The 12,704-nt window shown below is 36.9% G+C and carries 14 protein-coding genes; 7 read left to right on the forward strand and 7 right to left on the reverse strand.

The window, feature by feature from the left end; genetic code table 11:
- Positions 1-55 precede the first annotated feature (55 nt).
- Positions 56-1,339 carry a purine/pyrimidine permease gene (locus tag G9F74_RS16210; protein WP_016107319.1) on the reverse strand — a complete coding sequence of 428 codons (1,284 nt, stop codon included), beginning with the start codon at positions 1,337-1,339 and terminating at the stop codon, positions 56-58.
- A gap of 95 nt (positions 1,340-1,434) precedes the next feature.
- Here G9F74_RS16210 and G9F74_RS16215 point away from each other — a divergent pair, with 95 nt between their 5' ends.
- The 3 genes from G9F74_RS16215 to G9F74_RS16225 all read left to right on the forward strand — a co-directional run bounded on the left by G9F74_RS16215 (position 1,435) and on the right by G9F74_RS16225 (position 3,163).
- Positions 1,435-2,427 (forward strand): potassium channel family protein, encoded by a 993-nt coding sequence (locus tag G9F74_RS16215; RefSeq protein ID WP_000994012.1) that lies wholly within the window; start codon positions 1,435-1,437, stop codon positions 2,425-2,427.
- A gap of 6 nt (positions 2,428-2,433) precedes the next feature.
- On the forward strand, positions 2,434-2,730 hold the full coding sequence (locus G9F74_RS16220; RefSeq protein ID WP_016107318.1) for a YwdI family protein: 297 nt from the start codon (positions 2,434-2,436) through the stop codon (positions 2,728-2,730).
- Positions 2,731-2,794: 64 nt separating this feature from the next.
- Complete coding sequence (locus tag G9F74_RS16225; protein WP_000688311.1) at positions 2,795-3,163, forward strand: DUF423 domain-containing protein; 369 nt, start codon at positions 2,795-2,797, stop codon at positions 3,161-3,163.
- A gap of 32 nt (positions 3,164-3,195) precedes the next feature.
- Here G9F74_RS16225 and gerQ read toward each other — a convergent pair whose 3' ends face one another.
- From gerQ to hemQ, 4 genes are all read right to left on the reverse strand, one after another.
- The gene (gene gerQ / locus G9F74_RS16230) at positions 3,196-3,624 is read right to left on the reverse strand and encodes a spore coat protein GerQ (RefSeq protein WP_000068641.1); all 429 of its coding nucleotides are present in this window, start codon (positions 3,622-3,624) and stop codon (positions 3,196-3,198) included.
- Between the two features lie 27 nt (positions 3,625-3,651).
- Positions 3,652-4,074, reverse strand: coding sequence for a cell wall hydrolase CwlJ (cwlJ, locus tag G9F74_RS16235; protein ID WP_000538157.1), 423 nt, complete (start codon positions 4,072-4,074; stop codon positions 3,652-3,654).
- A 328-nt stretch (positions 4,075-4,402) separates the two neighbouring features.
- Complete coding sequence (locus G9F74_RS16240) at positions 4,403-5,674, reverse strand: serine hydrolase (RefSeq protein ID WP_016107317.1); 1,272 nt, start codon at positions 5,672-5,674, stop codon at positions 4,403-4,405.
- A 258-nt stretch (positions 5,675-5,932) separates the two neighbouring features.
- A complete protein-coding gene (gene hemQ, locus G9F74_RS16245; protein ID WP_001287596.1) occupies positions 5,933-6,676 on the reverse strand; it encodes a hydrogen peroxide-dependent heme synthase in 744 nt (247 codons plus the stop codon).
- A 279-nt stretch (positions 6,677-6,955) separates the two neighbouring features.
- Between hemQ and pta the strand changes: the two genes are divergently transcribed.
- Positions 6,956-7,927: a phosphate acetyltransferase gene (gene pta, locus G9F74_RS16250; RefSeq protein ID WP_000067215.1), complete on the forward strand. Its 972-nt coding sequence runs from the start codon at positions 6,956-6,958 to the stop codon at positions 7,925-7,927.
- 49 nt (positions 7,928-7,976) lie between these two features.
- Here the strand turns inward: pta and lipL are convergent, their stop codons facing one another.
- On the reverse strand, positions 7,977-8,822 hold the full coding sequence (lipL, locus tag G9F74_RS16255; RefSeq protein ID WP_000071939.1) for an octanoyl-[GcvH]:protein N-octanoyltransferase: 846 nt from the start codon (positions 8,820-8,822) through the stop codon (positions 7,977-7,979).
- Positions 8,823-8,973: 151 nt separating this feature from the next.
- Positions 8,974-9,666, reverse strand: coding sequence for an RsfA family transcriptional regulator (locus G9F74_RS16260; RefSeq protein WP_000868366.1), 693 nt, complete (start codon positions 9,664-9,666; stop codon positions 8,974-8,976).
- A gap of 427 nt (positions 9,667-10,093) precedes the next feature.
- On the opposite strand from G9F74_RS16260, the gene G9F74_RS16265 reads away from it, so the two are divergent.
- From G9F74_RS16265 to G9F74_RS16275, 3 genes are all read left to right on the forward strand, one after another.
- Positions 10,094-10,318 (forward strand): YuzB family protein, encoded by a 225-nt coding sequence (locus G9F74_RS16265; RefSeq protein WP_000526075.1) that lies wholly within the window; start codon positions 10,094-10,096, stop codon positions 10,316-10,318.
- 313 nt (positions 10,319-10,631) lie between these two features.
- A complete protein-coding gene (locus G9F74_RS16270; protein ID WP_000388274.1) occupies positions 10,632-11,687 on the forward strand; it encodes a FecCD family ABC transporter permease in 1,056 nt (351 codons plus the stop codon).
- A complete protein-coding gene (locus G9F74_RS16275; protein WP_016107316.1) occupies positions 11,684-12,700 on the forward strand; it encodes a FecCD family ABC transporter permease in 1,017 nt (338 codons plus the stop codon). Before G9F74_RS16270 ends, G9F74_RS16275 begins: the two co-directional genes overlap by 4 nt.
- The last annotated feature ends 4 nt before the right edge of the window (positions 12,701-12,704 follow it).

The following is a 12,704-nucleotide window of genomic DNA, read 5'->3' on the forward strand; positions in this document are numbered from 1 at the left end:
TTGATTTTATCGTAACAACTCTAAAGGTAGAGTGCAATAATGGAAGTTTTCCAATTTAAGATATTTGTTTTGCCGTGGAACGAGAAAATAGTATTTCTAGCAAGATTGCCATTACAGATCCAAGAACGAGACCATTACTTAAAAAAGATGCTAGAAATGGTGGAAGTGTGGAATATGCTCCTGCTGGAACAAACATAACTCCGACTCCTGTAAAGATTGAAAGACCGGCTACTTTAAATAATCGTTCTTTATCCTGGACAGTTTCGTATTCTCGAAAGGCGAGGCCAATCATGCTTGCGAATACAGGATAAATAGCGGCATAACCAACTGCAACAGGGATTGCTGCAAAGAATGAAGTGATCTTTGGGAATATACTAACGGCAATAATAAAGCTTGATCCTAATATAAATGGAAGGCGTTTATAAATATTAGTCGTTGCAATAAATCCTGCTGATCCAGAAATGGCAACAGGTCCAATAGCTGAAAATAGACCGCCTAGCAATTGATTTATTCCCGTTATAATGCCAGCTTGTTTAAATCGATCTGGAGCTGCATCTGTTTCGTACTTAGAAACAACCTTTTGTACAACACGAATACTTGCTAACATATTTGTTAGAAGTAATAGTGTAACGAAAATGACTGTAATTGCCATGTTCCATTCAACGCGAGGCATTCCGAAAACGAATAGAGATGGAAGACGGATTATGTCTGTTACAGGTGTTACAGGATTAGATAATCCGAAGCATGCAAATAAAATCCAGCCGCAGACAATACTGAAGAGAACGGAATATTGTCCAATAATAGGTAGCTTCATAATGAAAAAGGATAGTAAAATAACAATGAGTGAAAGAATAAATACTTTTGGTTGTACTTCTGTATGTTGTCCATCAAGACCAAACATTCCTTTTAAGAAGGAGCTACTGAGTTGCGTGACAAGAAGAAATAAATATGTTCCAATAACTGTCGGTGTAAAGTAGCGAACTAGTTTATCAATGAGTCCAAAAACGCTAAGAATAATGCAAATAATACCGCTTAATAAGAAAGCATATTGAAGAACTTTAAGTGTCTCATTGCTTGATCCAAATAATATGACGCCTAAACTTGCGTAAAGGGAGAAAATTCCCCACCAAAGGCCAGCAGGACCTTCTTGAATAGGAAGTTTATGCCCAAATATAGCTTGCAAGAGACCAGCAAAGCCTAGAACAAATAATGTTCTTTGTACGAATGCGATAGCTTCAGCGCCATCAAGACCATAACTAGTTGCGACACTAATTGGTACAATAAGGCTTCCCGCTAAAATAAATAGTGCCCATTGTAAGGCGGAAAGAAATGTCTTCATTATATCAACCTCTTTCATAGATTCCGTATCTAGTATATACGTATTTTATTTCCACTGGCAAAGATTGTAGATAGAGAAAAGAGTTGAAACACGATATGAATGCACGTAAGCAATTATGGATAGCTGTTGTATGTATGACCTTTGTTGTAATTTTAGGAACACTAGGATTTATGACAATTGAAGAGATTAGTTTGTTTCAAGCATTTTGGATGACGATGATTACTGTATTGACTGTTGGATACGGAGATGCCGTTCCTGTAACGCAAGCAGGGAAAGTATTTGCGCTCCTTATTATTCCTGTTGGTGTTGGTATTGTTACATATGCAATTGGAGTAGTGGCAGCTATAATTATTGAAGGGAATTTATTTCATGCAGTGCGGAGGAAGAAGATGGATAAACAAATAGCACAGTTACAAAATCACATTATAGTATGTGGTTGCGGTAGAGTGGGGCTTCAAGTTGTACACGAATTGCAAGAAAAGAAAATTCCATTTGTTGTTGTCGATAAAGATGAAAGCATATTAGAGAAGGAAAAGCTTTTGTATATACATGGAGATGCGACGGAGGATCAAGTTTTACATCATGCTGGAATTTCAAAAGCGGCTGGTTTAGTTGCTATTGTTGCAAATGATGCTGAAAATGTATTTATTACATTAACGGCAAGAGGATTAAACGATGCAATTAAAATTGTAGCAAGAGCGGAAAAGCAAGAAACCGAAGAAAAATTAAGGCGTGCTGGTGCAAATAAGGTTATTAATCCATCTAGTATGGCAGGAATTCATATTGCAAAAGGTATTGCGAATCCGCTAACAGTTCATTATATTGATACAGTACTGTATGGAATAGAGCAATCATTTGTAATTGAAGAAATTTCAGTCGGAAACGATTCTATCTTAGTCAATAAATCGTTACTAGAGAGTGATGTGAGAAATCAATTTGATGTAACAATTTTAGCGATTTTGAGAAGTGGGGATATTATACATAATCCGACGGGGCAGGAAAAATTGCAAGAACATGATATGATAATAGTATTTGGTTCAGTAGAGAAGCTGGGGCAATTTGAGAAAGAACTACAAAGTACGAGGTGATAAGGAATGCAAATATCGAGCGATAAGATTTTAAATAAAATGGCGAATGAAATTGCAAAGGCAAAAAGTAGTCAAGGACAAAAATCAAAAGATCATTTATTAGTTGTGCGTGCTTTATGCGATTTACTATTAGATGAACAGGTTGAATCTTCTACGTATAGAGAGCCGCAAATTCAATCGCAAGTAATTGGATCGCAGCCTATAACAACAGTTCAACCAGTCCAACCAGTTATACCGGTTTCTGGAGAACCTGTGTATATAAAAGAAGAAGGTGCAAATGGTAATTCTTTATTTGATTTTTAAGGATTAAATCGTTTGGCTTATATGAAAAAATTGCTTATGATAAAAGTAAAAAAGGGGAATTAAGATGAAAATTTTCTTTTTACTAGGTTGTATTGCAGCGGGGCTATCTGTTGCGTTAGGAGCCTTTGGGGCACATGGTTTAGAAAATAAAATTTCTGCGAAAATGTTAGAAGTTTGGAAAACAGGCGTTACATATCAAATGTTTCATGCAGGTGGACTATTCGTAGTTGCTCTATTGATGGATAAGATTCAATCATCACTTTTAACTACTGCTGGTTGGCTTATGGTAGCTGGGATTATTATGTTCTCAGGTAGTCTTTACGCACTAAGTACGACAGGTATTAAGTTCTTTGGTCCAATTACACCTCTTGGTGGTGTAGCGTTTATTGTGGCGTGGATTTTAGTAGGAACTGCAGTAGTAAAAGGGTTATAAAAAAACAAAAGCTGGCATTTGCCAGCTTTTTTTTATGGTCTCGGAGCATAAGTTGCTTGTTGACTAGGTAAATACGTAATCTCTTCTGGGAATTCTACATAATCTAAGTAGATCATTAATAGTAAAAAACGTTTCCCTGATTGTGGTTCACTAATAACGATATGATCACGTCCGGCCGCTTCGATAATCCCTGTATAAGATTGTGTACCGAGCGAGCTACCACGCTCATAAGTCATTACAACTGTAGCTTGCTTTCCTTTATTTAAGCGAAGAATGTTTTCAATGTATGATTGCTCGAGCGGTAACATCCCTTGAGAAACTGCAAGTTGAGCCTGAGCAGCTTGTTGTTGCATTGCTTGCTGTTGTTGCTGTTGCTGCGCGGTCATTTGTTGTGGTTGTACGTAAGTGCCTGATGGTTGATAAAAACCTGTTCCATAGTACGGGTTTTGTTGCTGTGCCATTCAAAAATCCCTCCTCATTTTCATTCCCTAATATACGCTTGGACAGTCTCCGGCAGATGGCTGGAAGAAGCAGTGCTTTTTAAAGCGACCAGAATTTTGTTGGTCATACCAAGTTGGCGGACAAGGACCTTCAGGTCTAAAAAACCATAAGGCAAAGTTAGCGGGCCAAAAACGTTGTCCTTGAATGGTCCGTCTTGCTAATGCGATATCTTGCTCCCTCGCTCGCTGATAAAAATATCCTTTTTGAGTTGCCTCAAAACCACCAGGATTTTGATAAACCATTTGACGTAAATTACGTATCTTTTTAAAATCTAAACAATTTCCGCGGACACGATTTACCCCAACGTTTCCGACCATTAGCATTCCTTGTTGCCCTTCTCCTTCGGCTTCAGCACGCATCAGTCTAGCTAATAACTTTACATCTTCTTCGTTATAAGCAATAACACCCATTATGTGTCACCTCTCTTTGTGGAATACCTTTTGGAAAGAGGTTTATCCCGCATTAATGGACAGTAAGACTCCCACCTTAAAATTTGGCTGGAGCAAAGAAGGTGGGTGGGAGATCAAACTGCCCCTAAACGCCTGATTGGTGAAGGTTAATAATTAGTGGGGGATGAACAAAACCCCCACTGATTAAAGTTTCACTTTATCTCTAGATGAAGTGTGGAACAATTACTAGTTCATACGTATGAGGAAAAGGACTCAGATATGACAACCAAACGAAGTTTTACATTGAGAGAGGAAAATAAAAAAGCTAGCGTGTGCTAGCTTTTTATCATTAAAATATTTTGGACCATAAGTTTGAGAAGAAATCACCAACGGAACGCATTGTTAATACGAACCAATTTGCTTTTTCTACTTCTTCTGTCGTTTTTGCAGCAACCTTCATGCTCTTATTTCCATCTAAGAAACCATATTTATCAGTTGATTCTAAAACGATGGAACCCACCTTTGTATCTTTCTTAATAGGAGCAATTAAATGTCCATCTTCAGCGAGTGACTTATCTGCTTCAGTAGAAATTTTGTAAGGTGATTTGTCACCCTTTTTCGCAATTACTGTTATTTCTTTTTCAGGTGCAACAGTTACTTGATCTGCTTTCCCTTTTACTACAGAGATTGTATTATTTTTATTAATTTTCAGCTTTTGTTTTTCGAAGCTATTAAATCCATATTCAATTAATGCACGAGATTCTGTGAAACGTTCGTCCATTGATTTTGTCTTAATAATAACGGAAATAAGACGTAAATCACCACGTTTTGCTGTAATAGTGAATCCATATCCAGCCGTATCAGAACTTCCTGTTTTCAAACCATCTGACCCTTCATAAGCGAAAGCAGCACCTGATAACATCCAGTTCCAGTTTTCCATACGAATTGGCTTCGGATGATTATCCGGGAAGTTTCTAAATCTTTGTTTTGTATCCTCTAGCATTTCTGGATACTTTGTAATAATTGTTTTTGAAAGAATACCCATATCGCGAGCTGACATGGAGTTTTCTCCATTCGGATCAGTTCCTTCAGGATGTTTCCCTTTTAAATCAGCGTTATTTAACCCAGTAGCGTTTACAAATTTATATTTCTTTAACCCTAGTTTTTTTGCATGGTCATTTGCAAGATTTAAGAAGTTTTTTTCGCTTCCTGCAAGAAGTTCTGCTAAAGCAATACTAGATCCATTCGCAGAGAAGATAACGATAGAATGATATAATTCTTTTACAGTATATTGACGTCCTTTTTCAAATGGTACGTTAGAGAATTCGTTATTACGAGAGACTTCATAAGCATAATCAGAAATATTTACTTTTGTATCCCAAGTAATTTTCCCTTCTTTAATTGCCTCTAAAACAGCATAAACAACAATTAATTTTGACATACTAGCGATAGCTAGTAATTCATCTGGATTTTGCTCATGCAGTATTTTTCCTGTATCTGCATCAAATAGAAGTGCAGCGGCTGCCTCAATATGTATTTTTTCTTCCGCATGGGATGTTGTTACTGCTAAGGAAGAAATTGGCAACAAAAGCAATAGTAAAATAGACAAGATTTTCTTCATATAGATTATCACCTTCGCATCGGTATTTAGCATATAGCTCGTATCATTTTAGCATAACTTTATATATAAAAAGGTTACAATTTTACAAGAAATTTGAAAAGAATTTGTCGATTTTTGTTCAAATTTGCGGAGAAAAGAAGTTTTTTGAGGAGAAATATAGAGGGAAATAAAAAAAGGAACGAAATTCGTTCCTTTTTTACTATTTATCCAGCTATTGGCCAGGCAGCCCGATTGGTGAGGGCTGATTAAAGTTTCACTTTATATGTGTAAAAATTTCTCTACTTTTTCGTTCGGTAAAATGTTTCCAACGAAAAATGTTCCGAATTCACCATAACGAGCACTTACTTCATCGAAGCGCATTTCATATATAAGTTTCTTAAATTGAAGAACATCATCAGCGAATAATGTTACGCCCCACTCGAAATCGTCGAATCCGACTGATCCTGAAATAACTTGGCGTACTTTACCTGCGTACTGTCGACCAATTTTACTATGACTGTACATCATTTTTTTACGTTCTTCCATAGGAAGCATGTACCAGTTGTCATCACCTTGGCGACGCTTGTCCATTGGATAGAAGCAAATATGATTTGCTTTTGGTAATTCAGGATATAAGCGAGCTAAAATTTGTGGGTTTTGGTATGGATCTTCATCAGCTGGAAGATAGTTGCTTAGTTCAACAACAGATACGTAAGAATATGCAGGAACCATATATTCAGCTAATGTTGTTTTATTTAATTCTGTTTCAATTTCATTTAATTCTTCCATTGTTGGACGTAAAATCATAAGCATAATATCAGCTTTTTGACCAACAACTGTATACATTGCGTGACTACCTTTTTTTGCAGTAGCTACTTCGTTCCATTTTTCAACGACATTTAAAAATTCAGACACAGCTTGTCCGCGTTCGTCGCTAGATAATGTTTTCCATGCAGCCCAATCAATAGAACGTAAATCATGTAGACAATACCAGCCATCTAACGTTGTTGTTGCTTCACTCATTCTATTCACCTCAGTTAATGATAGTTTTACACGTTAACTATAGCATATATAGTTTTAAAATCATCTATATAAAGTTCCGGCACATAAAATTGTCACATTTATATTTATTAGAAATCGGGAGAAAATAAGGCTTAAGTAGGACATATTTTTCGGCTGAATTTTATGAAAATATAATCATTTTCATTTTATCTATTTTTTGGGAGCTATAAGTTTAAAATATAGAGGAAAAGCAGTATTCTTAAAGATAGAGTTTTTTAACATATGTAGGAGGGTTTATTCGTGAGCAACTTATTTACAACAGTAAAAGAAAAAGTTCAAGGAAAAGGCATTTCTATCGTACTTCCTGAAGGAACTGATGAAAGAATTTTAGGCGCTGCAGAGCGTTTAGCAAAAGAAGAGTTAGTAAAACCAATTTTAGTTGGTAATAAAGAAGAAATTAGCGCAAAAGCTGCTAGCATGAATTTAACATTAGCAGGCGTTGATATTTATGACCCAGCTACATACGAAGAAATGGATGCAATGGTAGCATCTTTCGTTGAACGCCGTAAAGGTAAAGCAACTGAAGAAGACGCTCGTAAAATCCTTAAAGACGAAAACTACTTCGGTACAATGCTTGTATACATGGGCAAAGCACATGGTTTAGTAAGTGGTGCAGCTCACTCTACAGCTGATACAGTTCGTCCAGCACTTCAAATTATTAAAACAAAACCAGGCGTTACAAAAACTTCTGGCGTATTCATCATGGTACGCGAAGAAGAGAAATATGTATTCGCTGATTGCGCAATTAACATTGCACCAAACAGTCAAGATTTAGCTGAAATTGGTATTGAAAGTGCGAAAACTGCTGAACTATTTGGCATTGACCCACGCGTTGCTATGTTAAGCTTCTCTACAAAAGGTTCTGCGAAATCTCCAGAAACAGAAAAAGTTGTAGAAGCAACTCGCATTGCAAAAGAAATGGCTCCAGAATTAACTTTAGATGGAGAATTCCAATTCGATGCTGCATTCGTACCATCTGTAGCTGAGAAAAAAGCTCCAGGTTCTACAATTAAAGGTGATGCTAACGTATTCGTATTCCCAAGCTTAGAAGCTGGTAATATTGGCTACAAAATCGCTCAACGCTTAGGTAACTTCGAAGCAGTAGGACCGATCTTACAAGGTTTAAACATGCCTGTAAATGATCTATCTCGTGGATGTAACGAAGAAGAAGTATACAAGTTAGCTTTAATTACAGCAGCTCAAGCACTTTAATTCTATAATGAATTGCTATGAAAAATGACCACCCTTAGGGTGGTCATTTTTATTTTTCTAAGCCAAGTGCTTTATTATTACGATCAATAATACGCTGTAAATTCGTCTCATATAAAGGAACTTCATCTACTGTTAATTGAGATGGTGTTAACTTTGGAGCGAATTGCTGTAATGTTTTTAAAAGACGCATCATTAAATCTTGTACTGTAATTGTTTCACCAAGTAATTCTGAGAGTGAGGCCATTGTACTCGGTACAATTTCAGGATACGTGAAGCGTGTTTCTTCTCCTTGAATTGCTACATTGTAAAAGTCGCGAACAAGCGCAGCGCGTTCCGATCCGCTTCCTGTAGCACATAAGTAAATTTGTACAGCAACCCCACCGCGAATACGGCGCTGAGAAATACCTGCGAATTTTTGGTCGCGAATACTTAAATCATAGCTACCAGGACAATAAGAACCAACAATTTCTTTTGCCTCGATTGTAACGTCGTAATCTTTTAACATTTCCTTAATTAAATGCCACATTGTATCGTATCCCAGATCAATATCGATACCTTTTTCTGTTTCTTGGAATAAAAGTGATACGTTTAACACACCTTCATCAAGTACGACCGCAAGTCCACCGGAATTACGAACGATAACATTGAAGTTGTTTTCTTTTAAAAAGGAAATACCTTCTTCTAAGTGTGGTAGGCGTGAATCTTGAATGCCGAGAACGATTGTATTGTGATGAACCCAAGAACGCATTGTTGCAGCGGATGCGCCATTCCCAATACTTGTGCATAATGTGTCATCCATTGCGAATGATTGCAAGGCATGGAATGTCGGTCCTAAACTAGACTGATCTACAATACGCCACTCTGGCTGAGATAAAATTGAACGGGAATTGCTCATATAACTAACCCCTTATCTTTAAAATGACAATCTCTATTATAGCAAAAAATGATGAAAGGAGTTTTCCCATATATAAAGAGAGATTTTAAAGTAAAAGAAGCATGTGTGCTTGAAGTGAAATAATAAAAAGGATGCATTGCATGCATCCTTTTTATTCTGCAATTTTTTCTAAATTACCGTTTCGATCCATTCGGAAAGAAGTTTGCGAACGTTCCTCATCATCCATTACTGCTAATTTACGAGCGCGGTTCATAATATTCATAAGTGTTTCGTAATCCTCTTGTACAGTATGAGATTGTTGTTCTAATTTTTCTAGTTTCTTTTCTAGTTCTTCATTTCGCAAGATTTGTGATTTAATTTCTTGTTTCAATCTCGTATTCTCGTTTTCAAGACCGGTTACTTTTATATTTGAAGATCCAACAGTTTGTAAAAAGTAAATAACATCTTGCATTGTGATAGAGCTTTTTACAGCAGGGATAGTAGGCTCTTGATATAGACTAGCTTCTTTATATTGTACAGTTGTTTCCTCTTGTACTAGTTCTTCATAATCAGTTATCGCTCCTGAAGCTGGTGGTGTATAAAGTAAACGTTTTTTCGCTTGTTCACCGCTCGCAGCACGCATTTTATCTTTACGATGTTTTTTTGCTAGTTGAAGAGCCTGCTCATAACTATAGCGAACAACGGCATTCCAGCGGAAACCACAAGCAGCGGATGTGCGATTTAACTGATCTCCTACCTCCTCAAATGCATTTAATTGCGTACTTCCTTCTCTAACATGGCGAAGTACCGTTTCAGCAAGTAATAAATCATCCTCGTCTGTCCAAGCATCTTGTCTTACTTTCATAGATTCAACTCCCTTTCTTTTTATGAACTTCCTATTTTTATAATGGGCAAAAAAATGTGCTTTTATACAAAGCTTTTAAAAATATGGTAGATTTCGATGAAAGGAATAAAGTGAAACTTTAATCAGTGAAAGTTTTTTCCGTCTCCCGCTGATTATTAGGGGTTTTTACGGGCAGTGGATTTTCTACCTAACTCTCTCACATTCGCCGAATTTTAAGGCGGAAGTCTTACTGCCCACAAACAGCGGGATAAATTTTGCCAAGAATGATGGAAGCTTCTGTAGGAGAGCATAAAAATATGTAGCTTTATATGAAGGAAAGAGCGTCGCAAGGAAACTTGCAACGAGCTTAAAAGAGCGGTAAAATACCATTTAGTGTTTATTTTTAAATGTACTTGAGAAAAGTTTAAAATAGAGGAAGTGTTATATAATGGGAAACGAATTTCGTGTGTGCGATGATTGTCAGGCAACGAACGTTAAAACGTTAATTCCGAAGTTAAAAAAAGTAGATTCATGTGCAACGATTGAAGTTGCATGCCAGTCTTACTGTGGTCCTGGTCGTAAAAAATCATTCGCATTTGTAAATAATCGTCCAGTTGCAGCTCCAACAGAAGATGAATTAATTGTAAAAATTGAAGCAAAGTTAAATAAGTAAGAAAAAGAAGAGTGAACAGACTACTCTTCTTTTTTTATACCCATAAGAGGAATGAGTTATTCTATGGAAGCTTAATTGGTTATTACTGATAGTCAGTGACAGATGGACATCAACTGTTCATTACATTGTCAATTTATATGAATTTGTATTTCGAAATAATGGTTGACAGCCTTTTGAAGCGGTGGGTAGAATAGAAAGTGTCTGATTCTGATAATCATTATCAGGAATAAGCCAATTCACCTATTTTTTTATTACTATTTGAGAATAAATTTCATTTTATTAAATATATGTTGTTGGTTAGGATGGTTGAGGGATGGAAGCGAGCGCAAGGAGTATAGAACAACAAGATGAGAGTGTTAAAGAGATTAAGAGCAGGCCGCTCATAGCTTCTATTATTTTAGTAGCGGGTACAATTTTGTTAGCTTTAAGCATGGCAGTTTCTATTTCGTTTGGCGCGGCAGATATTAGTTTAAAGACTGTATGGCAAGCTGTGTTTCAGTTTGACGGATCTATTACGCATCATAACGTAATTCAAGAACTTCGCATGCCTAGAGCAATAGGGGGCGTAGTTGCAGGTGCCTTTTTAGCAGTATCAGGAGCAATTATGCAAGGTATGACGCGAAATCCACTTGCATCACCATCGTTAATGGGGATTACAGATGGCGCTGTATTCGGGATTGCAATTATGTATGCATTCTTCCCTAATTCACCTTATTTAATGTTTGTTATCGCATCTTTTATTGGAGCTGCGTTTGGCGCAAGTATTGTATATGGAATTGGGTCTTCTTCACCAGGTGGATTAACACCTGTGAAATTAGCTTTAGCAGGTGCAGCAATTAGTGCTTTATTAGGGGCAATTTCATCTGGAATTGCGCTGTATTTCAATCTTGCCCAAGAGGTGAGTATGTGGAATGCAGGCGGAGTTGCTGGAGTGAAATGGCAAAGTATTAATATGTTAGTGCCAATTGGTCTAGTTTGTCTCTTTATTGCAATTATGATGTCGAGGTATATTACAATCTTGAGCTTCGGTGAAGAAATTGCGATTGGACTTGGTCAAAATACGACATTAATTAAATTTATCGGAACAGTACTTGTTCTTGTGTTAACAGGTTCTGCAGTTTCTATGGCAGGGTCAGTTGGGTTTGTTGGTCTTGTAATTCCACATATGACTCGTTTCCTAGTAGGCTCAGACTATAGATGGGTTATTCCATGTTCTGCAGTCTTAGGTGGATTGTTAATTGAGTGTGCAGATATGTTATCTCGCGTTATTAATCCACCATTTGAAACGCCAATTGGAGCAATTACAGCGCTAATTGGGGTTCCATTCTTCCTCTACTTAGCACGTAACGAAGGGAGAGGAAAAATGTGAGGACGAGCATTTTAACAAAAAAGAACGTTTCTGTTTTAACAATTTTAGTAGGATTAATCATTTCTATATTTTTTATTAGTTTAAATACAGGAACTTTTAAAATACCACCAATGGATGTATTAAAGTCATTGGTTGGACTCGGGGCTGAAGATCAGTCAGTTATTTTATTTGAATTTCGTATGCCGCGTATGGTTATCGCTATATTAGTAGGATCTGCGTTAGCCATGTCAGGTGCAATTCTGCAAGGACTATCAAGAAATCCACTTGCTGATCCAGGTATTATAGGTATTAACGCTGGAGCGGGATTAACGGTTGTTATATTCGTCTACTTTTTCTTTGGAAAAGTTGGGACAGGTACATTTTTATCTGTATTTATCCTTCCATTTTTCGCACTAGTTGGTGCGATATTAGCGGCAGTTATTATTTACTTATTAGCATGGAAAGACGGCGTTTCATCGACTCGATTAATACTTGTTGGTATTGCCGTTGCGGCTGGATTTGGTGCCGTTAGTTTAATTTTCTCTATGAAGATGACATCTAACGATTTTCGTTTTGCTACGATTTGGTTAGCGGGAAGTCTCTGGGGTACAGATTGGAAATTCGTATTAAGTGTACTTCCATGGATGGTTATTTTCTTACCGCTTGCTATTAGTAAAGCACACATATTAAATGTAATGAATTTAGGCGACTCTACAGCTGTTGGCCTTGGTGTAAACGTAGAAAAAGAAAGACGTAAATTATTATTTATTGCAGTTTGTTTAGCTGGTGCATCTGTTGCGGTGGCGGGCGGAATAGGTTTTATCGGTTTAATGGCTCCTCATTTAGCGAGACGCCTTGTTGGTGGTAAACATCAAATCATGTTACCAACTGCAGCATTAATAGGAACGTTCTTGCTTTTATTTGCAGATGTAATTTCAAGAAGTGTGTTGCCAACTTCAGAAATACCGGTCGGTCTTGTTATTTCTGTAATTGGTGCACCATATTTCATATATTTACTTATGAGGACCAAATAAAGGG

Origin of the sequence: Bacillus sp. EKM202B, from assembly GCF_011066025.1 — a bacterium.
Taxonomy (GTDB): Bacteria; Bacillota; Bacilli; order Bacillales; family Bacillaceae_G; genus Bacillus_A; species Bacillus_A toyonensis.